We start from the raw sequence: 25,381 nt of genomic DNA, 5'->3' as shown, positions 1-25,381 counted from the left end.
TGGAGCAGCAGCGCTGATCCACCGCATACGGTTTACACGATGGTATTGGTGTTAAACACACTCAATGGCTGCAGTATGTCCGGGGTTTCCAGCAGTTCCGGGTTCGCTGACCATTTTTCGAAGATGGATGAAAAGTGCTCGACCGCCGAGAGGATGACGTTCGCTCGAAGCGCTGCAGGAACGGCCTGTTCCAGCTTCTGTGCGTAGTTCTCGGCCGTGAAGGTGGTTTGTGCCCATTCCTGCGCCTGCTTTCCGATTGCCTTGGCCGAGGTTTGGTCGCTATGAAGAGACAGGAAGATTTTCTTCAAGTCTTCTACTTCGTTGTCGACGGATATCTTCAGCACAAATTCATCGGGAAGCTCACTGTAGAAGCCGGTATCGGTAACGATGGTGGCTTTGCCATAGAGCATGGCTTCAATAGCCGAGGCTGAAGCGGCTTCCAGACTAGGCCAGCGCAGGCAACTGATGACGTCCGCTTCCCTGATGGCCATGGATAGCGCTGCGTCGTCGACCTCATTGGAAATGATCAGCTCTACGCCGTTGTCATTTGCCAGTTCGGACAACCTTTTTTCGGTTTCCGGCTGGATGGCGCCGACCAGGCGATAACGAACGTTCGAGCGCAATGCAGGGCTGCTGGCAATTGCCAGGATGCAACTCTCGACTCGTTTGTTGGGGTTGACATGGCCAATGGTCAGGACATTCAGCTTATCGTTGTCTGACTGAAGCTCAGAGCCTGTGGCTCCTGGCGCATCATAGGCCAGCGGCGTAACGAAAACCGGGCCTGGGCAGGCGGCCATCACGCGATCGCAGCCCCAATTGCTATGGGTGATCACGCAGGTCGCCATTGAGCTGATCCACTCGGTCAGTGGTGCTTCGTTTCGCGTTTTGCTGATGAACACCGAGCCATCATGAATTTTGAAGTATTCGTCGGCAATCGTTGCGCCGTACCACTGAGTCAATACTCGAATGGCTTCTTCGCGTCGGTTTTGTGACCAGCCAAAAAACAGATGCCCCAGGAAGAAGTCATGCAGGCAGACAATTCCTGGCACCTTTGCAAGCCAGGCGATGGCGCCTTCGTGAAATTCATAGCTGTTACCAATCTGATAGACGCAGCAATCGGCGCTCTCGATTTCGCGGGTGACTTGGGAGTCGTTGTCCCATGGCAGCACAGCGCAGCCGAAGTCATGCAGCTCCTTCACCGATACGTGCTGGCTTTCGGTACGAACCACGACAACTTCATGCTGGTTGGCCAGGAGTTGACGAACGACGAGTCGGGCCATTCGACCGATAGCCGATGTTTTGACCGCAGGTGTGAATATGACAAGTTTCATTTCAGAAGCGCCTCGACAGTTTCGGGCCAATTTATGCCCAGGCTGTTCCACAGCGCCTGAGCTCCTTCTCCGTACTGTCGGGTTCGCGCCTTGCTTTCGTAAGCGGCGCTCATCGCCTCGGCCAGACCTTCTGCGGTCGGTTCTGCTCTCCAGCCGGTTTCACCGGGCTTGACCAGGCCTAGAATGCCACCACTGTCAGTGGTGGTGATCAGCGCTTTGCGAGCAGTGGCCGCTTCCATGCTCACGTAGCCAAGTGAGTCTTCATCAAAGGGTATGTAGGCTACGGCAAGCGCACGATTGACATAATCCACATAGGTGGCTCGGGGCAGAAAGCGCAGGTCGAGCTTCACGCGATCCTTCAGGCCGAGTTGTTCAATGATGGCGTGCAATTGTTGCGTGTCGGCAGGAGACTCGGGTGGCCCAGCGATGATCATTTTGACTCTTCGATCGGCCTTCGCCAGTGCTTGCAGAAGCAGGTACTGGCGTTTCATGCCATTTACCCGGCCGCCGGCAAATATGTAGTCATCAGACTCGCCACCGGTGAAGACTTCCGGGTCGTTGACCGGGGGAAGCAGTACCTTGGAGTCAAAACCGTTGTATTTGAGCAGTCGCTGTCTTGTAACTTCAGAGTTGGTGTAGATGTGGCGACTCTCTGCGAAGCTTTCATTATCCGCATGGGCAATCACCTTGCGGATATCCGCACCGTGCTGGCCCGGAGGCAGATTGGTCTGGCCAGCATCATACAAGTCATAGGCTTGCCGGTATTGATGAAGCAGCCACAGCGATTTGCGGTGATGCCGAACCAGATACGCGGGAAACTTCAAGGCAATGACGTGATCGGTATTGGCGATTTCCATGGTGCGCGCCAACAGCATTTGCGCGGGAATGCCTGTCGAGGGTTCCCATTGAAACGGAATTCGCAGGATTTCCGCGTCATGGCCGGAAATGACCAGGTTCTTCTGCAGGTTGACAGCCAGCTCTTCGGCGCCACCCCAAATGAACGGTGCCATGTTGTTTACGATTAATACTTTCATGCCAAAAGACGCTCCAGCACCTGCGACCATGAAATCTTCAAGTCGACCAATCGCTGTGCGGCATTCTTGCCCATTGCTTCTGTCACGTTTTTATCCCGGTACAATTTGTCCATGGCTCGAGCCAGTGATTCGGGAGTCGGTTCGGCGATGTAGCCGTTGTAACCGTCCTGAATCAGTTCAAGCACGCCACCGGAATCGGAGGTGGTCAGGACAGGCTTCTGAGCGTGGCTGGCCTCCAGGCAAGGATAGCCGTAGGAGTCTTCATCGATCGGCAGATAGGCGGCGGCCAGGCATTGCGACAAGTGCTCCACTTTCTCTTCTTCGGTGATCCAGCGGTCTTCAAGAGTCACTCGATCGGCTACATTGCAGGTCTCGGCTTTTTGTTGAAGCGCAATACCGTAGTCCGGACTTGCGCCAGTTCCCATAATGCGCAAGCGAACCGGAGTCTTGGTGTAGCTGAGGGCTTCGATAAGCAAGTGCTGGCGCTTGTAGTGTTCCAGGCGACAGATGCACACGATTTCGTCGTTGTATCCGGCACTGAAAAAGCGCTCCGGTTCGAAAACCGGAGGGTACAGCACTTCACTGTCCACACCGTTGAAGGTCTTGAGGCGACCAGAGACAACCTTCGAGTTGGTGAAAATAGTCTTTGCTTCACCCATTGCCCGGGTATCCACGTCAATCAGGGATTCACGGATAGCGCGATTGTGCGCGGTGTCCGGGAAGTCACGATAAGGCGAGTCCCACAGATCGTAAAAAGTACGTATGTGGTGAATGAACCACAGGATCTTGTGCGGATGCGGTATCAGGTGGGCCTGCGGCCGGAAGCAAATGATCCGGTCCGCTGCCTGAAGGTCTACCCAGCGCAGCGCCATCATCTGCTGAAACAGGATATCCGGAGGCGAGTCGAGTTCCGGCAGGTACACGACTTCTACCTGGTGCCCGGCTTCGGTCAGGGTCGAGGCCAGCCAGTCGACGATATTTCTTCCACCGCCCCTGATGAAGGGCATGAACGAGGAGCAAAGGGCGATTTTCATCAGGCCGCGAGGACCTCGCGCAGGCTCGCCGCAATTCTGATGACATCTTCCCGGGTCAGATCCTGATGCGTCGGCAGGTTGATGCCACGGCCAGACCACAGGTCTGCTACCGGGTAGGTGTTGTCTTCCTTGTAAGGCGGCAGGACGTGCATCGGGTAGAAGACCGGACGGGTTTCGATGCCCATTGCATCCAGTTTCTGCATGACTGCGTCACGTTTGTGCTCATCACCGTCCGCCAGGAAGATGTTGTACATCCAGAAGACCTGCTTGGCCCACGACGCCTCGGTCGGCAGGACGATCTTGCCCTTGAGTTCTGCCAGCGCTTCGTTGTACCAGCCGGCCAGGCGTTCGCGATCGGCAAGTGCCGTATCGATGTTCTCCATCTGGGCCAGGCCAATGGCCGCCTGGATGTTGGTCATACGATAGTTGTAACCGACTACCGGGAACCAGTAGCGACGATTCGGATCCATGCCCTGACCACGGAACAGGCGCAGCTTGGCGGCGAGTTCGTCGTCATTGGTGGTGATCATGCCGCCTTCGCCGGTGGTAATGATCTTGTTGCCGAAAAAGCTGAAGGTCGCGCAAGTGCCCAGGCTGCCCACTTTGCTGCCCTTGACCTCGGCGCCGTGAGCCTCGGCGGCGTCCTCGACAACCCACAGATTGTGCTTGCGGGCGATTTCGTTGACGACGTCCATCTGTGCCGGATGACCATAGAGGTGCACCGGGATGATGCCCTTGGTCTTGGCAGTGATCTTGCTTTCGATCGTTTGTGGATCGATGTTCATGGTATCTGCGCACACATCCACCAGTACCGGAGTCGCGCCGCAATAGCGTACGGCGTTGGCCGTTGCGATGTAGGTCACGGTAGGGATGATCACTTCGTCGCCAGGTTGCAGGTCAAGTACGACCAGGGCCAGGTGCAGAGCGGTGGTGCCGTTGTTGGTGGCGATCGCATGCTTGACGCCACAGAACGCGGCAAAGCTTTCTTCAAAGGCGGTGATGTACTTGCCGTTGGAGGAGATCCAGTTTGTATCCAGGCAATCGAGCACGTAATTGCGTTCGTTTCCAGCGAGTTTTGGTTGTGCAACGGAAATACGTTTCATGTCTCTTCCTTCAAAATTTGTTCAAAGCTTTGGCAGGCACACCCACAACCGTGACTGCTGAATCGATATTCGAAATGACGACGCTGCCGGCACCGACCATGACGGACTCGCCGATATGAATTTCCGGTATGACTTTGCTGCCTATGCCGACGAAACTTAAATTGCCTACGCGCACATTACCGGCCAGTGCGCACTGAGGGGCAATGTGAGCCGCCAGTCCGATCACGCAATCGTGGTCGATAGTCGCCCCGGTGTTGATAATACAAAGGTCGGATAAGGAGGCCTCCGCATTGATCACCGCGCCTGCCATGACGGCAATGCCGACGCCCAGGTTGGCCGAGGGCGAAACAACTGCCGCAGGGCTGATGGCATTTACCAGTCTGAAGCCCGTCTCAATTGCTTTTTTCGCCAGTTTGTTTCGGACAGGGTTTGACCCGATGGCGATGAATGCTCGTTCATACCCGTCCTTGTGCAGCGCCGGCAGGTGGTCGTCGCTTTTCAGAACCGGGATGCCCAGGCAAGTGTCCGGGCTGTCTGGATTGCCGACGCAGTAGGCAATTTTTTCGCCCTGGGCTTGCAGTAGCTCGATGCAAACTTTCGCATGGCCGCCGGCCCCTACAACGATGATTTCAGTCTTCATGCGTCACTCCTTGCGGAATGAGTCCACTCCGGGCGGTGAAACAGTAGATTGACCGAGTCTGTGTGCGACAGTTGTTCGACCGACCAGCTTTCAAGGTTGCCGGTACGTTCATTGATAACACTGAACACCAGTCCGGAAGCAGTGAAACTCTTGAGCCAGTTCTCGAGGCTTATCGCATTTCGCTTCAGGTGGGAGAGGCCAAGCTCAACGATAAGAAGCATTTCTGGATTGGCGGCAAGCAGGCGTCGCGCACCTTTCATGACATCGATTTCTGCGCCTTCCGCATCGATTTTCAGCAGCTTTGCAGTCAGATCTTCCGGCAGAAACTCGTCCAGGGTAATGGTTGAGATGTCCACGGAAGTCGTCGGGGCAAACGTCGGGGGTTCCAGCTCATAAAGTGAATGGTGGCCGCTGGTAGCGCCCAGGTGCAGTTTGTGACTGCCCGCTTTGTCCGAAAGTGCGTAATGGGAGATTTCGCTGATGGATGAAAAACCGTTGAGCCACAGGTTTCTTTCCAGCAGTTTTCGGGTCGGCTCGAATGGCTCAAAAGCAAATATCCTGCCTTGTCCCGACATGGCTCGAGCAGCGGCTATCGAATGCATTCCGATATTGGCCCCGACATCGATATAGACATCCCCAGGTTTGATAATGCGCTCGATCAGAATCCGCGTTCCAGGTTCAAGCTCTCCTGCTTCCATCAGGTTGGCCAGCAGAGCGTGATCCCTGGCGCCGCAGAGCATATAGCCGACTGCAGTTTTGACCAGTGTTTCATCCGGTCCGGAGTTGATGGCGATGCGGTTGACATCAAGCAATGCATATTGCTCGATTCGATCGAGTTGCGGGCCGGCTTTTTCCACCGGGAGCTGGCTGGCGAAAAGCTCTCGCGACAGGGAAGCCTGGACATTCGTCGAGTTGGTCAGTCGCTGAAGCTCCAGCATGACTTGCTGGGTTTGTTCGCGCTGTTGCTCCTGCAGGCTGGCGAACGCCTGTTGGAGAGTGGCGAACTCTTGCAGCATGTCCTGGCGGATCGTGGCATTCAAATAGGTGCGCAGGCGGAAGAGCACCGGACGCGTGAAAGGCCGGGTGACGCGAAAAACGCTCTGGGCAATCCGCCGAAGTGTCTGCTTGACGTGATGGCGCAGCATCCGGCTCATGGCTGGTGAGGTTGCATGAGGGATATCACTGGCACTGCTGGCGACATCGATCTCGACATCGGTCGGCGCGCTGATGACGGGATGGGAAACTGCGCGCGCGAACAAACGCTTCGACGCAATCGAAAAGGCCGTTTCGATTTCCACACCATTGCGCTTAATGCTGTTCATTAGCTTCAAGCTCCAAAGTAGGCAGTGGTGACCGTTGTCGGGTCTCCATCCATTTTTATCTTGCCGTGCTCCAGCCACAGCACCCGATTACAGGTGTGCATGACCAGTTCGCGGGAGTGGCTGGCAATCACCAGAATGTTGGTCGATTTCACCAGCTCGTTCATGCGGATCTCGGCCTTGTGCTTGAAGCCTTCATCACCCACCGATAGCCATTCGTCCATCAGCAGGATTTCCGGTTTGATCGTGGTCGAGACGGCGAAGGCCAGGCGCAGGTGCATGCCCGAGGAATAGGTGCGGATAGGCATGTCGACAAAGTCACCCAGTTCGGAAAACTCAATGATCTCGTCGAGCTTTTCGGTGATCTGTGCCTTGGTCATGCCCAAAATGCCGCCGCGCAGGTAGATGTTCTCCCGCCCGGTAGCCTCGGGATCCGTTCCCAGGGAAATGTCGATCAGGGAACCGATCTCTCCATCGATTCGAGCGGTGCCCGACGATGGCTCATAGACACTGCTGAGCAGGCGCAGCAGCGTACTCTTGCCGGCGCCGTTATGGCCCAGCAGCCCGACCCGGTCACCGTCACGCAAGGTGAAGGTCAGGTCTTCGAGCGCTCTGACGATGACGCGACCCTGTTGATCCGCGCCCAATTGTCCACCGGTGGCAACCTGAATCAGGCGTTTCTTCAGGGAACGGCCGTTAGCGTTGTAGATCGGAAAATCCACACAAACATTTTTGAATTCGATCAGCGACATTAGGAGTTCTTCTTAGAGCCAGTAAGCGATGCGGCGCTTGTAACGGCCGTAGACCACGAGCGCAACGACCCAGCCGACAGCGGCCATGCCCAGGGAAACCCACCAGTTGGTGGCGGTTGGCAACTGCCCGATCAGTGGGGAGCGGACGATCGACATGATGTGGTAGACCGGATTCAGGTCAAGCAGGTAAAGCCCGGCCCTTTGAGGTAGCAAGCTCGGCATCCACATGATCGGTGTGAGGTAGAACACTACTTGCAACAAGCTTCCGACAATCTGAGGCAGGTCACGATAGCGTGCGCAGAGGATGCCCAGCAGCAAGGCGATCCACGTCAGGTTCAGCAGTGCCAGCAAAAGGCCGGGAATACTGATGAACGCCAGCCAGGTCAGAGGCTTGCTGACGGCAAGCAGTACCAGCGGGAAGATCACGATGTTGTGGCCCAGGATCAGGATGTTGCGCCAGATCATGCGAAGAATGTGGGTGAACAAAGGGATCGGCAATTGCTTGATGATGCCTTCGGCAGCGATGAAGCCGGTACAACCCTCGGTGATGACCGAGGACATGAAGCTCCAGAGAATCATGCCGATGGCGAGAAACGGAAGGAACTCGTGCATGGGGGAGTTGAAGATCTGGCCGAACACTATCCCGATGGTCCCGATCATCACGCCCATACTGATCGTCAGCCAGAATGGGCCCAGTGCCGACCTTCTATAGCGCTGCCGGACGTCTTGCCAGCCTAGCATCCCTACCAGAGCGTATCGTTTTGTCGCAGCGACGATATCCGACAGCGCGATACTTACAGAACCATTGCGCATTAATAGCACCAGATTAGTGATCAAAAAAACACGCCATTTTAGGCTGGGGGCAGAGGAGTGTCACTCTTTCTGCATTATTTCTTTAGGGTTCGTAGAGTATTGGGGTCGGAATCGTTGTGGACTCTTCAATTCCTTGAGTTTCAGAAGGGAAGCGTTTCGAGGAGCACTGCGTTGCAGTTGCTCCGTTTGAAATGCGACAAGCAAGAATTGCAGCCAGTCAATGCTGGCAGGATGTATACGGTTACGTGTTGAAAGAAGGTTGGGTATCGTCGTTCGGGGCCGCATTCTGTATGATCTGCAAGAATTTGCGGCTCTCCAGTGGAGCCCAATGGCGCGTTTGACACAACAGAGCCTGCTAAAGGCGCTCAAATGGAGTTTAGAGGATTCGCATGAAAGCTATCGTTACTGGCATTACTGGGCAAGACGGCGCCTACCTGGCGGAACTGCTGCTGGAAAAAGGTTACACGGTTTACGGCACCTACCGTCGGACCAGTTCTGTCAATTTCTGGCGTATCGAAGAACTCGGGATCCACAACAATCCCAATCTGCACCTGGTCGAGTATGACCTGACCGACCTGTCGGCCAGCATTCGTCTGCTCCAGACCACCGAAGCCACCGAGGTCTACAACCTCGCGGCCCAGAGCTTTGTAGGCGTATCTTTCGATCAGCCTCTGACGACCGGCGACATCACCGGCATGGGTTGTGTGAATCTTCTGGAAGCCATCCGTATCGTCAACCCGAAGGTACGTTTCTACCAGGCTTCTACCTCCGAGATGTTCGGCAAGGTCCAGGCGATTCCTCAGGTCGAGAGCACGCCGTTCTACCCACGCAGCCCTTATGGTGTTGCCAAGCTGTACGCGCACTGGATGACCATCAACTACCGCGAGTCCTACGGCATCTTCGCCACCAGCGGTATTCTGTTCAATCACGAATCGCCACTGCGTGGCCGTGAGTTCGTGACCCGCAAGATCACCGACTCCGTGGCCAAGATCAAACTGGGCCTGCTCGACAAGATGGAACTCGGCAACCTGGACGCCAAGCGCGACTGGGGTTTCGCCAAGGAATACGTCGAGGGCATGTGGCGCATGCTGCAGGCCGATGAACCGGACACTTTCGTACTGGCAACCAACCGCACTGAAACTGTGCGTGACTTTGTCACCATGGCGTTCAAGGCTGCCGGGATTGACCTTTCCTGGAGCGGCGCTGCGGAAGACGAGCAGGGTACCGACAAGGCAACCGGCAAAGTGCTGGTCACCATCAATCCGAAGTTCTACCGCCCTACGGAAGTTGAACTGCTGATCGGTAATCCGGCCAAGGCCAAGGCGGCATTGGGTTGGGAACCGAAAACCACGCTGGAAGAGCTGTGCCGCATGATGGTCGAAGCTGACCTGCGCCGAAATGAAAAAGGATTTTCGTTCTGATGAGTACTGCTGGTAAACGCGCGCTGATTACAGGGGTTCAAGGATTCACTGGTCGATACATGGCTGCCGAGCTTAAGGCCGGTGGCTATGAAGTGATAGGAATGGGGACGCAACCCTCGGACGAACCTGGTTATTTTCAGGTGGATCTGGCCGATGGCCCTGCTTTGCGCGAGTTGCTGGCAACTATTCAACCTGATGTAGTAGTGCATCTTGCGGCGCTGGCCTTTGTCGGGCACGGTGCCGCAGATGCGTTCTACCGCGTCAATCTCATTGGCACCCGCCATTTGCTGGAGGCTGTTGAAGCCTGCGGCAAGGTGCCAGATTGCGTGCTGCTTGCTAGCAGCGCCAATGTCTATGGCAATGCGTCGGCGGGGTTGTTGAGCGAAACCACTTCACCAGCACCTGCCAACGATTATGCGGTCAGTAAGCTCGCCATGGAGTACATGGCCAGTCTTTGGTTCAACCGGTTACCGATCGTGATTACGCGCCCGTTCAACTATACCGGCGTGGGTCAGGCCGACAGTTTCCTGTTGCCCAAGATCGTTACGCACTTTCGTCGGCGTGCCGACAAGATCGAACTGGGCAATCTGGATGTTTCCCGTGATTTCAGTGATGTGCGGGCAGTGGTCAAGGCGTATCGTGGCTTGATCGAGGCCAGACCATTGGGGCAAACCGTCAACGTCAGTTCCGGAAAGAGTCATACCCTTCGTGAAGTGATCGACATGTGTTCTGCATACACCGGCCACCAGTTGGAGGTCGAGGTGAATCCGGCATTTGTCCGAGCCAATGAAGTGAAGATCCTCTGTGGTGATAACACTCGTCTCTGCCAGTTGGTGGCGGGCTGGGATACGCCAGGATTGGATAAAACACTGAGTTGGATGCTTTCGGCGGAATAAATGAAGCTAGTTCTCTCTGTTGAGCCGATCCGCTTTCCACTGACCGGTATCGGTCGCTATACCTACGAACTTGCGCTGAGACTTCAGCAAAGTCCCGAAATTACAGACCTGCAGTTTTTTGCCGGTCGACGTTTCTTGCCCGAATTGCCCACTGCTGCGAACGAATCCGGTAGTGGCTATGGTTTGAAGCGTGCGGTACAGAAGAATTTTCTAGCTGTAGAAGCCTATCGATTGTTGATGCCGATGCTGCGAAAGGCTGCTCTCAAGGGGCACGGCGACTTTCTGTATCACAGTCCCAATTATTACCTTCCTCCCTTTTCCGGGCGTAGCGTAGCTACGTTTCATGATCTTTCGCCCTTCACCTGGGCCCACTGTCATGCGCCGCAACTTGTCCGTTACCTGCAAAAAGAGCTCAAAACCACATTGGTGCGAGCTGACGCGCTGATCACTGATTCGGAGTTTACCCGCCAGGAGTTGGCCAGCTATTTTTCATGGCCAATTGAGCGGATACATACCGTGCCGCTGGCAAGTTCTCCAGAGTTTTACCCCCGGTCGCATGACGAGCTCAGGGCTACGCTCGATCGGCATGGGCTGGAGCGAGGTGGTTATACGCTGTTTGTCGGTACGATCGAGCCGCGCAAGAACATCGAGACGCTCCTTGATGCCTATGAGCGACTGCCGCTGGCCTTGCGAACGCGCTGGCCGCTGATTCTCACCGGTTACCAGGGATGGCGCAGCGATTTGATTCATCGGAAGCTCGAGAGCGCGCGACGTGAAGGCTGGGCGCATTATCTCGGGTTCGTGCCGAGCGCAGATCTGCCGCTGCTTTTTGCCGGTGCTCGTCTGTTTGCCTTTCCGTCTCTTTACGAGGGGTTTGGTTTGCCGGTGCTCGAGGCAATGAGTTCAGGGGTGCCGGTGGTGTGTTCCAACAGTTCGTCGCTTCCGGAGGTCGCGGGTGAGGCGGCGCTGATGTGCGCGCCGATGGATGTCGACGAACTGACCCGTCTGATCGAGCGAGGGCTGACCGATGATGCCTGGCGCGAGATTGCGGTCATCAAGGGACAGCAGCATGCGCAGGGCTTCTCGTGGGAGCGCTGTGCCGTCGAAACCATGCAGGTCTACCAGAGGGTAATCAAAGGAACATGATCAAGGTCCTGCACTTTTTCAAAACCTATTACCCGGAAACCATGGGTGGTATCGAACAGGTTATTTTTCAGATTGCCCAAGGTGGTGCCAGCCACGGTTTTTCTTCGCAGGTTCTTTATCTCAGCGAGCGAGGCTCGGCGCGAAACGAAACGGTAGGCAATCACCTGACTCACCGCTCGAAACTTGATCTACATGTGGCTTCGACTGGCTTTTCGTTGTCGGCCTTCAAGGATTTTTCCGAGCTGGCCAAAGAAGCGGATGTGGTGCACTACCACTTTCCTTGGCCCTATATGGATCTGCTTCATTTTGCCAGTCGGCATGGCAAGCCTTCGGTGGTCAGCTATCACTCGGATATCGTCAAGCAAAAGACGCTGCTCAAACTATATGAGCCGTTGATGAGCCGGTTTCTGTCCAGCGTGGATTGCATCGTTGCCTCTTCACCGAACTATGCGCAAAGCAGCCCGGTGCTGACCCGGTTCCGCGATAAAGTCGAAATCATCCCGTATGGGTTGGACGCGACAACCTATCCAGTCGCAACGCCGCAAAAACTCGCGGATTGGCGAGTCAGGGTTGGCGAGAAATTCTTTTTGTTTGTCGGTGCCCTGCGTTATTACAAGGGCCTCGACTATCTGCTTGAGGCGGCGCGGATTACCGGGTTGCCGGTCGTTCTTCTGGGAGGAGGGCACCAGGAGAGCGAACTGAAGGAGCAAGCTTCACGCCTCGGCCTGACCAATGTGCACTTTCTGGGCGGATTGGGTGATGACGACAAGGCCGCGTTGCTGACGTTATGCCATGGATTTGTATTCCCGTCGCATCTTCGCTCGGAGTCGTTCGGTATTTCGTTGCTCGAGGCGGCGATGTACGGAAAACCGCTTATTTCCTGTGAAATCGGTTCCGGTACCACGTTTATCAATCTTGCGAATGAAACCGGCCTCGTAGTCCCGCCGCGCGACTCCACGGCGCTGGCCGGCGCAATGAATACACTCTGGAACAACGATGAGTTGGCTCGCGAGATGGGGCAACGTGCTCTGTGTCGTTACAGGGATGTGTTTTCAGCCGATGAGATGGCCAAGGCCTATGCCGACTTGTACCGGAAGGTTTGCAAGGCAGTCTGATGACTGCTGAGCCATCCTGGGCTTGCGGCGCAACTCGCTTCTGCTGGTCAAATAATCGCCGGTACTTCTTTCTGCACTTTTTGGACGGCTTCAGGTCCGCCCTTTGGTAGTAACTCAGTTTTGGTAGATACCGATGACGATGAGCGCAACTCAAAACCAATCCGTAGTCTCTCCCGTTTCGCGTAATCAAACCCGTCATATTGGATACCGGCCCGATATCGATGGGCTTCGGGCCATCGCTGTTTTGTCTGTATTGTTTTTTCACGCCTTCCCTGCGCTGTTGCGGGGCGGTTTTGTAGGGGTGGACATATTCTTTGTCATCTCCGGTTACCTGATATCCAGGGTCATCATCACGACGCTGGATCAGGGTACGTTCAGCGTTGCTGACTTTTATTCCCGGCGCATCCGACGCATTTTTCCCGCGCTATTTACCGTATTGGCCGTATGTTTGGCTTTCGGCTGGAGCACGATGCTTGCCGATGACCTGACGCTGCTGGCAAAACATGTTCTTGGTGGTGCCACTTTTGTCTCAAACTTCATTTTGTGGGGTGAGGCCGATTATTTTGACAAGGCATCAGAGCTCAAGCCTCTGCTTCATCTGTGGTCACTGGGGATAGAAGAGCAGTTCTATGTCATATGGCCGCTCTTGTTTTGGGCTGTCTGGCGAATGCGAATTCCGCTGTTGCCAATTGTTGCCATTGTTGGAGTCTTATCCTTTGTACTGAACATCATCGGAGTGCATGAGCACGCAACCGCAACTTTCTATTCGCCGCTTTCTCGAGGGTGGGAGCTTGTCGTTGGTGCGGTGTTGGCTTGCTTCGGGTCGGGCTCGTGTTTGAGAGCTGACAGGTACGGCCGATCAATGAAAAAGATTGCACAGGTATTTGATCGGCAGCAGACGCGAACTGTAATTTCAGTTATTGGAATGCTGTTCATTGTCTATGCAGTTTTCCGCATCAATAGCACATTACCTTTTCCCGGCAAGTGGGCACTTTTTCCGGTTATTGGTGCCGCACTCATTATTGTGGCTGGCCCTGGTGCCTGGATGAATCGAGCCCTGCTGAGCAACCGTGTGATGACGTTTATCGGGCTGATCAGCTTCCCGCTTTATCTATGGCATTGGCCATTGCTGACGTTTGCCAGGAGTGCCTATCCGGAAGGTGTGCCTTGGCTGGTGCGTTTAGGTCTTCTGGCTGGCAGTGCTTTTCTCGCGACTCTTACATACGTTTATATCGAGCGTCCATTTCGTTCGGGCTCCAGTAAGCGTTTCAGTGTCCTCGTTCTTTGTGCATTGATGTGCGTGGCGGGTGTATTGGCAGGCATCGTTTTCAAATCTGGCGGCTTTCCTTCCCGGTACCCGCAAATCATCCAGCGTGCGACCGAATATGATCTCGACGGCTACCGCGCAGGTCTTCGTAACCTCGTCTGTTTCATGGATGTCGGGCAAGAAGCGACCCAGTACGCTCCTGAGTGCGTAGACAAGGGTGACAAGCCGTTGTGGGTGTTGTGGGGAGATTCCGATGCCGCCGCCATATATTCGGGGTTGCGTGGGCTTGCGGATCGCTCCGGACAATTCCGGCTGGCACAATTCACATCTTCGTCATGCCCGCCGATAGTCGGATTTCAGGGAAAGAATCCGGCGTGCAAATCAAACAATCAGTGGACCATCGATAAGGTTCGCGAGCTGGTGCCTGATACTGTGATTCTTGCTGGCATGTGGCCGCGATATGACAAGACGCTTTTGTCAGCGACCGTCAAACAGATTCAGGATGCCGGGAGTCGTAGAGTGATTCTCCTGGGGCCTACGCCTGCCTGGAAAGACACGCCTTCTCGTATTGCCTTCAACTTGTGGAGTCATGATCCGTTGCATCGTATTCCATCAGAGCGGTTGGACTACGAGAAGTATGGAATGGGTCAGGAGCAGGAGGTGAATGGTGAGCTGGACACTGGAACCGACGCTGCGGAAAGGGATTTGAGAATTTTGGCGCAGGAGTCAGGCGCCCTTTACATTTCAGTGGCTCAGAAAATGTGTAACGAGGAGGGTTGTCTCATGAGAGAGACGGCATCGAGTGGTGATGCTTTTTATCTCGACATCGTTCACTTGACCCGTCACGGCTCGGATTTCGTCGCGCGAGCGATCGCTCGGGAGTTGGGTGTCACAGATCGCTGACTGATCATTGATGCATTGTTGAAGCCCGCCAAGAGCTTCAATTTTTTCACCAGCTCACGGGGCATATTTCCATGCCCGGTGAGCCGGTGTCTCGCGGGGCTTATTGTTGCCTTTTTATATGGATGCCTTCCAGTCGGGCGGACAGTCCATAGTAGGTATCGTTGGTCGGCGAGTCTAACTCCAGGTTGTTGGAGCCGTTTTTTAGTACGCCGTTATCGATTTTTGCCTCGAACTCTCCGTTTTCACTCCATTGGACAGGTAAGGTCTTGCCGTTGAGTTTGATGATCATATTGCTTTGAGCGTCTGGTTCCGCGAATAGAGTAAACCGGCCTTTGAGTTCATAAGCTATGTCGCTTCCGGGTTTGAATTCGAAAGCAAGGTTGGCGTGCTTATCAATTTTCCAGGCCGATGGATGGTGATAAAAACTGCCTATATCCCACTCGGCTTCTCGCCAGCCAGTACCGTGAGTGGGCAACTCCATGCTCCACCATTTGCCAAACGTCCAGTCGTATTCGTCACTCACAACAGCGTCTTCAAAGCGAACGAAGCGTGTCTGTGCGTTGCGTGCACTTTCAATGGCATCTCGACGTTCCGCTACAACGCCTCGACTCTCTGGAGTTGTACGACCGCTCTGACTGTCTTCACTCTCGTTGCCAATCTCCACTGTGACGATTGAGGTCTTGGGGATTACCAGGCTTGCGGGTTGCTCCGAGGCTGGAAAGCCCGGCCCGCTGACCGGGGTCGGGTATTCGAACGTCCAGTTCTGAGCGTTCTCTACGCACCGACCTTTACGCCCCAGCGAATCCGAGTGCTGCCAGTGCTTGCTGGGCATATGGCAAACCTGGATGTCTGATATCGGTTTGTTATACAAGAAGGACAAAGAACCGGTCAGGCTCTCGTTGATGAACATCCATATGTAGTTCAGCTGATTCCCATGGTCGAGAATCAGAAGGGTCTTGTTCTCGATATTGCCATCAAATTTTTCGGTGATCTCATTGAGTACCGTCGCCTGCTTGCGGGAGATTTCAATGTAGTGGTGGAATTGGTAAAGCTGGAATGACACTCCGATAATGAAAAAGAAACCAAAAACTATATTGGTTATCGATTTGGAGAGGCGGTATCCGGTGCTGATGATTGCCAACAGCAGAAGTGCGGCGCCAGGTGTTGCAAATAAAAATGTTCTTTGACTAACCAAGAGATGGCTAGGGGAAATCAGAAATGGAAAGTAGCCAAGGAGAATGAGTGTCACGCCTGCAATTGCGAGCCTGCCATTAAAGGAAAGGCTTTGTTTGGTGGCAGCTTTGTTGTGCTTGCTATTAGATATAAGTATCGCCGCGATAATCAAAAAGAAAAAAACGCTTGCGGCGATTACATATCCGTAGCTGGAAAATTCATGTTTGGTAATTCGTACGGCATCAAACCAGCCGCCAAGTGTGCTGCGCAGTAGCCCGATGCTGAAGAGTTTTGGGTAGGTGATTTTCAGAGTTGCCAGCAGATTGGACCCGACAACACTTGTTTGATAGCTGTTTACAAGTGGTGCGGTGTGGAGGGCGTATGCAACGTAAACAACGGCTCCGGCGACCCAGATCGCGTGCTCCAGCAGTTTCTGTTTGATTTGAATCAGCGCCGATAGCATGCCGTCACGGATAAACAACAGCAAAGCTGGAATGCAGGCGAGCAGCAGTGAAGCCTCATACATGAAACAGGCAGAGGAGAGCAGGGCACTCGCCACTATGCTTAGCACTAGGGCATGGGACTTTCGGTTAAGTGACAGTGCGTGCAGGAAAACAGCACTGCTCAATAGCGTGAGGCTAAGTGCCCAGTTGATATGCAGGCTTCTGAAGGAAAGTTGCATGGTGTCTGCTGGATAAATGATGACCAGTGCACATGCAATAATTCCGAGTTTTGAACTGCTCGTCAGTTTCTCGATGATGTAGCTAACGGAAGAGCCTTTTATCAGCAGTGCAAGAATTAACAGAACATGCCAAAAAAAGAACGAGTTGTTGTCAAGCCAGAAAGCAACGGCCTGAGGAAGGATCGTCAGTGGTCTCAGTGCGTGTAACGGCAGCGGGCTGGAGGTATCGGAGATGAAGAATATCCCGTTTTTGACGAAGAGTCCTAAAATCCCCCACTCCTCGATCAGCCCGGTCATGGCGAAACCGAACGGCAGCCAAAGTATCAAGATGATAACGGCTGCGGGAGCAATGTGTGCGAGCCAGCGCTTTACCGCCACAGGAGTGGCATCAGGCTCTGAGTTTTCGTCCGGGTGAGTACTGGATGGGGCTGTGGATGACCTGATGCTCATTTATCTTTCCATGGCTTTATAAATTCTGGTGCCTGATCGGGTTCTGGCCTGACAGGCAGCGTCCGATATTTGTCATTTTGCAGGCTGGATCAGTCGCAGCATGACGTCTGTACAACGTTACTTATCGCGCTTTCATCTGATTTGCCTAGTAACGTTTATCCAGTCCAGTTCGGCGGAAACGCCGCCATTTCCGGCGTCCACATCTGAAATGAATTCGATGGAGTTTCGACCTGGCTTGAGTGTGTCGGCCGGCACGCTTCCACTGAATCTGCCGTCCTGGATCCACTGCAGCGGAATATGGATTCCGTTGACTTCTACCTGCATCTTGTCGCGTAACTGTTTATTGGCGAAGCTTTTGAAAAAACCATTGATCTCATAAGGGGCAGATGCAGGTATCAAATCGAAAACGAGAGATGACTGCGGTGCGTTTTTCCACGCCGAAGCTGTATGAACAAAGCGTCTTGTTTCCCATTGCGTGTTCCTCCAGCCAGACCCGGCGATTGGCGGAGTCATGCTCCACCACCTGCCAAAGTCCCAGTAGTACTCATCAGGGGGCGGTTGGCGGAACTGGAAGAATTGAAACCAGGGGTGCGATTCAGTGATGCCTCGCAGCCGGGCACCTGCCGGAGATGACTCGGACTCCAGCTCCTTGCGCCATGCATTCAGCTCGGCATTGGCAGCAGGTGCTTCGCCCCTTCCAACTTCGACAGTTACAACGTCCGCATTGGAAAGTTTCTTGCTCGGTGGTGGGGGAGTGTCAAACGGCACGGGATAGTTGAGTGTCCATCCTTCTTCGGTTTTCTCGCATGTACCTTTGCGCTGCAACGGGTCGGTCTGTTGCCACTCGTGGCTAGGCATATAGCAGACTTCAATGGTGTCCGCCGGCTTTTCGTATATATGGAAAAGGATGGCGCTCAGGTCTGGGTTCAAAAACATCCAGTCATGATTGAGTTGATTGGAGTAGTCAAGGATCAGCAGAGTTTTACCGACTGCATTTCCGTCAAAGTTATGGGCGATGTCGTTGAGGATCGACTGTTGCCTTTTGGAAATTTCAATGTAGTGCTGGAACTGAAACAGCTGTGCTGACAGTCCGGTGAAAATCAGCATTGCAGACAGCGTGGCTGTGGCTGTTTTCGAATATCGGTAAATGCACAGGAGCAGTGCGATAAATATCATCGTCGCTCCGGGAGCTGCATATAGAAAAGTTCTCTGGCTGACGGCCATGTGCGCAGGATTGAAAATGAACGGCAGATAGCCCAGGCAAATCAGGACGAGTCCGATCGCGATCATGCGCACGGGCAACGTCCAGCGTGAGTTCGAACCTGTCTCGACCAGGAGGGTGTCTTTTGATTTCCAGGCGGCAAATGCAATCAATGCAAGCAGTAGCGCGGTAGCGACGGTCACATACCAATAACTGCCGATTTCAGAACCGGTGATTCTGAATGCATCAATCCAGCCGCCGAAAACGCTTCGTTTTACACCCAGGGTGAACAGTTTGGGGAAGTACATTTTTACAGAGGCTAGTGCACTATCACCCACCACTGCGCTTTGATAACTGTGTACCAGCGGCAGAGTGTGTATTACATAGATGATATACGCGGCCGGGCCGACCGCCCAGATCAGGTGTTGACAGTAGAACCGCTTGATATGCGCAGCAATGCCTTTGATGCCGACTTGTATGAAGACCACGAATGCTGGAATGGCCGCCAGCAGTAGCGCTACTTCGTACATCGCGCAGCTGGCAGCGAGTATCAGGCTTGCAAGGGCACTGAGAATTAAGGACTTGACTCTGTTTCTTTCGTCGAGTGCCCGTATCAGCAGGACGCTGGCCAACAAGACAAGGCTGAGGGCCCAGTTGATGTGGATGGACCTGAACGACAGTTGCATGGTGTCAGCGGGGAAAACGATGACCAGCACGCTCGCCAGCATTCCCCATTTGATTGCGCCTGTGATGCGGGTGGTGATGACACTGGCAGCCCATCCCTTGATCACCAAGGCAATGATCAGTAAGACATGCCAATAGTTGAACGAGTTAGGGTCGAGGCTGTATGCAATTGCATGAGGAAGAATAGTGAGCGGTCGAAGGGCATGCGCCGGCATTGCACTGGCGGCATCGGTCAGAAAAAACACACCGACTCTGCTGAATAACCCAACAACCCCCCACTCTTCGAGCAATCCGGTCAGGGCGAAGCCAAACGGAAGCCAGATAAAAAATACGGTAAGCAGAGCTGGGCCCAGATGGGCGAGCAAGATCAGTTTTTTTCCATGAAGTGTTGCTGGCGCCAAAGTTGGCGCCTGATTGAAAATTGCAGTCATGTGGTGCCCGTTGGTCCTGTTATGGTTTTGTTTTATGTGTGACCTTCAGGACAAATTTATTCAATAGATAGCTGCATGGCAGCAGAAGCAAAATCACCAGAATCGGAGCGATCGCTTTGTGTAAATGCAGGTGCTCGACCAGGAGGTTGAGTATTAATGCGCCGAGCAGATACTGCACCAGGTAGATGCTCGGATAGATCGCCATGCCAATCCATGACTGTTGAACCTTGAAAACAACTTTCGAGTTGAAGAAGTAGGCAAAAACAATCCCGGCCGCATAGGCGATTGCATAGGCTATCTGATAGTCGATCCAGTAACTCAACATCAAGTAGAGGCAGTAGGTCAGGCCGGTGTTGAGCCCGCCGCCGATCAGAAACTGAATCCAGCGACGAGCTTGGTTATTGTCTTTAAGTGCTATCACAATGGTGATTTTTTCGAGGTGAGTTTGACGAATTCCGAATAATCTCGAATATAGTCGTCAGCTTCGTAGTAATCGGAAGTGAACACCAGCAACACTGCGTCTTCAGAGTATTTGTATTGGATGCCCCACGTTAGTGGTGGCAGGTAAATCCCTTTGTTTGGCGCATCCAGAGTAACTTCTGCCCGATTGGTACCATCATCGACCACCACCGCACAGCTGCCTTTCACACAAATCAGGAACTGGTGGCATTTGTGATGAGCATGCTCACCACGAGTCTTCTGGCTCGGAACGTTGAATACCAGGAAGTAGCGTTTTGGTGTGAAGGGGATTTCCTTGTGGAACTCGCCGACCGACAAGTCACCACGCATGTCGGCGATGTATTTGAATCGGTGGGTGGTGACATCGCCCACACCGATCCGAACCACAGCATCCGACTGCTCTTCGGGTTTCGCCGCAGGGCTTTTGGCTGCATCGCTGAAGGCGGAGTTCTCGACGTAGCCGGTGATCCGGGCAGGGGATCCCGTGACGATGGCGTATGGCGGTACAGATTTTGTGACCACGGCACCTGCGCCGACCATCGCACCCGTGCCGATAGTGATGCCTGGCAGGATGACTGCTCCGCCGCCGATGGAAGCGCCGTCCTGGATCACCGTCTGAGAGAACGACTCTGGATAGACCTTCGAGCGTGGGAATTTGTCGTTGGTGAACGTCGCGTTCGGGCCTATAAATACGTCGGAGCCGATCCTTAGGCCGTCCCACACATAGACACCCGACTTGATGGTCGTGCGGTCGCCGATCACCACGTCGTTTTCGATCAGTGAGTGCGAGCAGACATTGACGTCTTCACCAATCACCGCATCCTGGAAGACCACCACGTACTGCCAGATGCGCGTGTTCTTGCCGATGTTCTTGCTTTTGACATCGGCGCTGGCGTGGATGAACGGCTCACTCATTTGGAATTTCCTTGTTGTCGAGTTTCATGCAGACAATGGCCAGCGGTCGCTGCTTGCTGTTTTCGTAGGCTCGCCAGGCATAAGTGCCCACGAGGCCAATCCCGAGCAGATTCAATGTCCCCAGCAGCAGCACCACCAGCATGGTTGCGGCGTAACCCGGTACCTCAATGGCTCCCGACAGTCGCGCGATGATGACCATTACGCCAATGAACAGGGAGATGAGCGAGCCCATCGCGCCCATTCGGGTCAGCAGTCTGATTGGGTAGTCGGTGAAGGCGAACACACTGTCCATCATGTATTCGAGCTTTTTCTTGAAGGTCCATGCCGATTTGCCTTCGAGGCGGGTCTGACGCTCGTACTCGATGAACTTGCGACGGAAGCCCAGCCAGAAGATCAGTGCGATGAGCGACGAGCGGGACTCGTTCAGCTGTAGCAGTTGTTCACGGAACGCCTTGTTGCAACCGAAAATATCCACGCCGCCCTTGGGCATGTCATGCACGACCAGTCGGCGATACAGACCCCAGAAGATCGAGGAGGCCATGCGGCTGGAAAGCGGATCCTGGCGAGCGTTGCGGGTGCCGATGGCGACGTCGCATTCGTCATTGGAAAGCGACTTGAAGAAGCTGATCAAAAGCTCTGGCGGCTCCTGAAGGTCTGCTGCCATCACGCCGAAATACTCGCCCCTGGCAGCCATCAGGCCAGTGCGAATGGCCGGAAACGAGCCGAAGTTGCGCGAATGAGCCAACAATTGCGCGGAAAAGCGCATGGTGCCCAGTGCATTCTTGAGCAGGGCAAACGAATCGTCGGGACTGCCATCCACCACAAAAACCACCTCGAGCTGATTCTCGAGTGTGTCGTTCATGTCTGTCAGGGCCTGGATCAGCCGGGGTATCGAGTCAGCGTTCTTGTAAACCGGGACGATAACGGAATATCTCATGCCACCCATCCGTTGACGGCGGTGATCACGGTGCTGACCTCTTCGTCGGTCATTTCCGGGTAGCAAGGCAGGGTCAGGATCAGCGAGGCCAGTTGTTCGGTGTTGGCCAGGCTGTAGTCGGCGAACTGCTTGCCAAAGACTGGTTGCTTGTAGTCCGGGATCGGGTAATGAACGTCGGACGCGATCTGTGCTTCGCGCAAGTGCACTTGCAGCGCATCGCGCTTCGCCGACTTGATCACGTACAGGTGGGCGACCGAGGCGGTGCCTTGATCTTCGGCGTGATTTACATCCGCGTGATGGATTTCGTTTCTGTAGCGCGACGCGATTTCACGACGGCGTGCGTTACTCTCGTCGAGGTGCGGCAGAAACTCGGACAGGATCGCTGCCTGCATTTCATCCAGGCGACTGTTGCGGGCGCCGTCCAGTTCGACACAATATTTCGAGGACCAGCCGTATTGGCGCAATTGCGCTACGCGCTGGGCAATGGTCGCGGAGTTGGTGACGACGGCGCCGCCGTCACCCAGTGCGCCAAGGTTTTTGGTTGGGTAGAAGCTGAAGCTCGCAGCGTCGCCAAAAGTGCCGACTCGCTGTCCGTCGCGCTCGGCGCCGTGGGCCTGGGCGCAATCCTCGAGCAATGGAATCTGCCGCTCGCTGCAGTATTCGGCGATGGCCTTGATTTGTGGGGTTGCCAGGCCGTACAGGTGGGTGACGACCACGGCTTTGGCACCGGCTTCAATCGCCTGCTTGACGCCTTCGAGGGTCACTACGTGAGTCTGCAGGTCGACGTCCATGAAAATCGGGGTGGCGCCGATGGCCAGAACCGACGTAGTGGTGTACATCCCGGCATTGGCGACGGTTGCCACTTGATCGCCTTTGCCGACGCCCAGAGCCTTGAGAGCCAGTTCGATGGCATCGGTACCGTTGGCGACAGTGATGCAATGACCGGCATTCAAATATTGCGCAAAGGCGGTTTCAAAGCGTTTGACTTCCGGTCCCAAAATCACCCAGCCGCTGGCAATTACGCGTTGCACCGAAGAACTGATTTGCGATTGAAACTTTTCTATCTTCGCTGCAAGGTTATTGATCTGCTGCATGGGGCTCTCCATTTCGAAGCAAAAGACGTGCGATATATGTATTTTTGGCGGTGTTCGCCGATAATATTATGTGCCGAGCATGCAGTTGGCTCTTGCAGGCATGGGCTCGTGCCACTTTTCCGGACGGATTCTATCCGTACCCTGAGCCAGCTCCAACCAGCGAAGCGGATTTAGGCGATTTGTTTGTGTTGTGGAGGTGGGAACCGCATTTTCGCTGGCGTGACGGGCACTACTGATTTGAACGTGATGTGTCGTACTGGATTGCGAATCGTCAAGAATCAGTGCGCGCTAAAGTTTATTTTCTGGCTATTCGATATCTTGTGCTGCAAATCATTGTTCGGCGTGAGTCCGGACTATCGTGAGCCAGTGCTACAAGACGGCTGTTCAGCGAAAGTGGTCAACCGTTCACCGATTCAATAAACTGCGACCCAAAGCTATTCCCCGGATAACGTCTGTCTCCTCATTGATGGGGCAGTTGATTGCCATTTCACGAAGAGTCCGCGCGTCCTCTTCGCCCTCATTCATGTTTCCCCAAGGGTCACCCATGAGCTCCAAGATATTCCTGGTTACTGGTGGCAGCGGTTTTGTGGGGCGCGCATTAATCGAACGACTGTCAGTGACACCAGAGTGTTCTGTCGTTGCTCCGGTACGGGGCTCGGTGATACCACTTCCGCCCGGAGCACGCTCGGTCCCGTGCGCGAGTCTTGAGTCGCCGCAGGACTGGAGTGCGGCGCTGAACGGTGTCGAGTGTGTCATTCACGCTGCCGCTCGCGTTCATGTCATGAAAGAAGCCGCGGCCGATCCGCTGGCGGCGTTTCGCCTGGTCAATGTCGATGGCACCTTGAACCTGGCGCGTCAGGCCGCTGCAGCCGGGGTCGGCAGGTTCGTTTTCATCAGTTCGATCAAGGTCAATGGCGAGGTCACGACGCCCGGGCACCCCTTCACCGCAGACGATTTGCCCGCTCCCGTCGATCCCTATGGCGTCTCCAAACTTGAGGCCGAACAGGCCTTGCAGGTGCTGGCGGCCGAAACAGGCATGGAGCTGGTGATCATCCGCCCGGTGCTGGTCTATGGTCCCGGGGTGAAAGCCAACTTTCTCAGCATGATGCGCTGGCTGTATCGCGGCGTGCCGCTACCGTTTGGCGCTGTAGGGAATCGGCGAAGCCTGGTTGCCATCGACAATCTGGTCGACCTGATCATGACATGCGCCGAGCACCCAGGCGCCGCCAACCAGATTTTCCTGGCCAGTGATGGCGAAGATCTATCGACCACTCAGCTCCTGCGCAAGCTGGCAGTTGCCATGGGGCGCCATGCGCATCTGTTGCCGGTGCCGGTCAGCGTGATGAATGGCGTGGCCACCGTGTTGGGGCGCCGGGCGTTGTCGCAAAGGATTTTTGCCTCCCTGCAAGTTGATATCAGCAAAAACCGGCGGCTGTTGAACTGGGTGCCTCCGGTAGCCCTGGACCGCGCCCTGGCAATGACGGCGCAACACTTTCTGGATACTCGCCAATCATGAATTACGGATGGTTCATACCAGTCGCTGCACTTCTGTCCTTCGGTTGTACCTGGCTATTACGCCACTACGCGTTGTCGCGCAGCCTGATGGATATTCCCAATGCGCGCAGTTCGCATTCTGTGCCGACCCCGCGTGGTGGCGGAGTAGCCATAGTCCTGACTTTCATGGTCGCATTGGTTTTCCTGCTCTGGCGGGACCTGATCGTCACGGCTCAGTTCTGGGCGATTGCGGGAGCGGGCGGCCTGGTCGCGGTCATCGGCTTTATGGATGACCACGGGCATATCGCTGCTCGCTGGCGCCTGTTGGGTCATTTTGCAGCCGCCACCTGGCTGCTTTTCTGGATGGGAGGTCTGCCGCCTATCGCGATTTTCGGATGGCAGGTCGATCTCGGCGTGGTTGGGCAGTTGCTTGCCGTGGTTTATCTGGTGTGGTTGCTGAATCTATACAACTTCATGGATGGCATTGACGGTATCGCGAGTGTCGAAGCCATCAGCATCTGTCTCAGTGCGTGTCTGCTTGCCTGGCTAGGCGGTTGGTTGCAATTGGTCTGGGCACCGCTGCTGCTTGCGGTGTGCGTCGCCGGTTTCCTGTTCTGGAATTTTCCGCCCGCAAAAATCTTCATGGGTGATGCCGGTAGTGGCTTCCTCGGCATCGTGCTGGGAGGCCTGTCGCTGCAGGCGGCGGCGGTTTCGAGTGATTTTTTATGGGGCTGGCTGATCCTGCTCGGCGTATTCATTGTTGATGCAACTTACACCTTGCTTCGCCGATTGCTACGCGGTGACAAAGTGTATGAAGCCCATCGCAGCCATGCCTATCAGTTCGCCTCTCGTCGGTTTGGTCGTCATCTGCCGGTAACTATTGCCGTTGCGGCGATCAATATGTTCTGGCTGTTGCCGGTTGCCGTGGCGGTGACACGTTTTGGGCTGGACGGCAGCCTGGGCCTGATTGTGGCCTATGCTCCTTTGCTGTTGCTGGCAATCAGGTTTCGGGCCGGTGAACTTGAATAGAAGGTTGATGAATAACTGTTAACGGTATTGAGATTGTCATTTAGGTTTAAAGTAGACG

21 protein-coding genes are annotated in these 25,381 nt (G+C 54.7%); 7 read left to right on the top strand and 14 right to left on the bottom strand.

Annotated features, from left to right (window positions below; all coding sequences use genetic code 11):
• Positions 1-32 precede the first annotated feature (32 nt).
• From NH234_RS21570 to NH234_RS21535, 8 genes are read right to left on the bottom strand one after another with little or no spacing between them, the layout of a single operon-like run.
• On the bottom strand, positions 33-1,331 hold the full coding sequence (locus tag NH234_RS21570; protein WP_367254277.1) for a glycosyltransferase: 1,299 nt from the start codon (positions 1,329-1,331) through the stop codon (positions 33-35).
• On the bottom strand, positions 1,328-2,365 hold the full coding sequence (locus tag NH234_RS21565; protein ID WP_085730532.1) for a glycosyltransferase family 4 protein: 1,038 nt from the start codon (positions 2,363-2,365) through the stop codon (positions 1,328-1,330). The genes NH234_RS21570 and NH234_RS21565 overlap by 4 nt, the downstream gene beginning before the upstream one ends.
• Positions 2,362-3,399, bottom strand: a complete 1,038-nt coding sequence (locus tag NH234_RS21560) for a glycosyltransferase family 4 protein (RefSeq protein WP_085730533.1) — start codon at positions 3,397-3,399, stop codon at positions 2,362-2,364. The genes NH234_RS21565 and NH234_RS21560 overlap by 4 nt, the downstream gene beginning before the upstream one ends.
• Positions 3,399-4,502, bottom strand: coding sequence for a DegT/DnrJ/EryC1/StrS aminotransferase family protein (locus tag NH234_RS21555; RefSeq protein ID WP_085730534.1), 1,104 nt, complete (start codon positions 4,500-4,502; stop codon positions 3,399-3,401). Before NH234_RS21555 ends, NH234_RS21560 begins: the two co-directional genes overlap by 1 nt.
• Positions 4,503-4,512: 10 nt before the next feature.
• Positions 4,513-5,142: an acetyltransferase gene (locus tag NH234_RS21550; RefSeq protein ID WP_367254276.1), complete on the bottom strand. Its 630-nt coding sequence runs from the start codon at positions 5,140-5,142 to the stop codon at positions 4,513-4,515.
• Positions 5,139-6,464 carry an FkbM family methyltransferase gene (locus NH234_RS21545; protein WP_367254275.1) on the bottom strand — a complete coding sequence of 442 codons (1,326 nt, stop codon included), beginning with the start codon at positions 6,462-6,464 and terminating at the stop codon, positions 5,139-5,141. Before NH234_RS21545 ends, NH234_RS21550 begins: the two co-directional genes overlap by 4 nt.
• A gap of 5 nt (positions 6,465-6,469) precedes the next feature.
• Complete coding sequence (locus tag NH234_RS21540; protein WP_085730537.1) at positions 6,470-7,213, bottom strand: ABC transporter ATP-binding protein; 744 nt, start codon at positions 7,211-7,213, stop codon at positions 6,470-6,472.
• 12 nt (positions 7,214-7,225) lie between these two features.
• Positions 7,226-8,050 (bottom strand): ABC transporter permease, encoded by an 825-nt coding sequence (locus NH234_RS21535; protein ID WP_256575958.1) that lies wholly within the window; start codon positions 8,048-8,050, stop codon positions 7,226-7,228.
• Between the two features lie 365 nt (positions 8,051-8,415).
• Between NH234_RS21535 and gmd the strand changes: the two genes are divergently transcribed.
• From gmd to NH234_RS21510, 5 genes are all read left to right on the top strand, one after another.
• A complete protein-coding gene (gmd, locus tag NH234_RS21530) occupies positions 8,416-9,447 on the top strand; it encodes a GDP-mannose 4,6-dehydratase (RefSeq protein WP_085730539.1) in 1,032 nt (343 codons plus the stop codon).
• Entirely contained in the window at positions 9,447-10,343 is an 897-nt protein-coding gene (locus NH234_RS21525; RefSeq protein ID WP_085730540.1) for a GDP-mannose 4,6-dehydratase, read from the top strand. The genes gmd and NH234_RS21525 overlap by 1 nt, the downstream gene beginning before the upstream one ends.
• Positions 10,344-11,489, top strand: a complete 1,146-nt coding sequence (locus tag NH234_RS21520) for a glycosyltransferase family 4 protein (protein ID WP_367254274.1) — start codon at positions 10,344-10,346, stop codon at positions 11,487-11,489. It begins immediately after the preceding gene.
• Positions 11,486-12,604 (top strand): glycosyltransferase family 4 protein, encoded by a 1,119-nt coding sequence (locus NH234_RS21515; protein WP_085730542.1) that lies wholly within the window; start codon positions 11,486-11,488, stop codon positions 12,602-12,604. The genes NH234_RS21520 and NH234_RS21515 overlap by 4 nt, the downstream gene beginning before the upstream one ends.
• Positions 12,605-12,737: 133 nt before the next feature.
• A complete protein-coding gene (locus tag NH234_RS21510) occupies positions 12,738-14,774 on the top strand; it encodes an acyltransferase family protein (protein WP_367254273.1) in 2,037 nt (678 codons plus the stop codon).
• A gap of 100 nt (positions 14,775-14,874) precedes the next feature.
• On the opposite strand, the gene NH234_RS21505 is transcribed toward NH234_RS21510, so the two are convergent.
• The 6 genes from NH234_RS21505 to NH234_RS21480 form a co-directional block, all read right to left on the bottom strand.
• Complete coding sequence (locus NH234_RS21505) at positions 14,875-17,079, bottom strand: hypothetical protein (RefSeq protein ID WP_367254272.1); 2,205 nt, start codon at positions 17,077-17,079, stop codon at positions 14,875-14,877.
• Positions 17,080-17,211: 132 nt separating this feature from the next.
• Positions 17,212-19,395 carry a hypothetical protein gene (locus NH234_RS21500; protein ID WP_367254271.1) on the bottom strand — a complete coding sequence of 728 codons (2,184 nt, stop codon included), beginning with the start codon at positions 19,393-19,395 and terminating at the stop codon, positions 17,212-17,214.
• Between the two features lie 19 nt (positions 19,396-19,414).
• Positions 19,415-19,816: a GtrA family protein gene (locus NH234_RS21495; RefSeq protein WP_256575963.1), complete on the bottom strand. Its 402-nt coding sequence runs from the start codon at positions 19,814-19,816 to the stop codon at positions 19,415-19,417.
• On the bottom strand, positions 19,813-20,769 hold the full coding sequence (locus NH234_RS21490; RefSeq protein WP_085730545.1) for a WxcM-like domain-containing protein: 957 nt from the start codon (positions 20,767-20,769) through the stop codon (positions 19,813-19,815). Before NH234_RS21490 ends, NH234_RS21495 begins: the two co-directional genes overlap by 4 nt.
• On the bottom strand, positions 20,762-21,706 hold the full coding sequence (locus NH234_RS21485) for a glycosyltransferase family 2 protein (protein ID WP_367254270.1): 945 nt from the start codon (positions 21,704-21,706) through the stop codon (positions 20,762-20,764). The genes NH234_RS21490 and NH234_RS21485 overlap by 8 nt, the downstream gene beginning before the upstream one ends.
• Positions 21,703-22,800 carry a DegT/DnrJ/EryC1/StrS aminotransferase family protein gene (locus NH234_RS21480; protein WP_085730547.1) on the bottom strand — a complete coding sequence of 366 codons (1,098 nt, stop codon included), beginning with the start codon at positions 22,798-22,800 and terminating at the stop codon, positions 21,703-21,705. The genes NH234_RS21485 and NH234_RS21480 overlap by 4 nt, the downstream gene beginning before the upstream one ends.
• Positions 22,801-23,344: 544 nt before the next feature.
• On the opposite strand from NH234_RS21480, the gene NH234_RS21475 reads away from it, so the two are divergent.
• Entirely contained in the window at positions 23,345-24,316 is a 972-nt protein-coding gene (locus NH234_RS21475) for a UDP-glucose 4-epimerase family protein (protein ID WP_367257222.1), read from the top strand.
• On the top strand, positions 24,313-25,323 hold the full coding sequence (locus tag NH234_RS21470) for a glycosyltransferase family 4 protein (RefSeq protein ID WP_085730549.1): 1,011 nt from the start codon (positions 24,313-24,315) through the stop codon (positions 25,321-25,323). Before NH234_RS21475 ends, NH234_RS21470 begins: the two co-directional genes overlap by 4 nt.
• Positions 25,324-25,381: the final 58 nt, after the last annotated feature.

Source organism: Pseudomonas sp. stari2, assembly GCF_040760005.1.
In the GTDB taxonomy this organism is placed as follows: Bacteria; Pseudomonadota; Gammaproteobacteria; order Pseudomonadales; family Pseudomonadaceae; genus Aquipseudomonas.
This window is presented reverse-complemented; position numbering and strand designations above follow the sequence as displayed.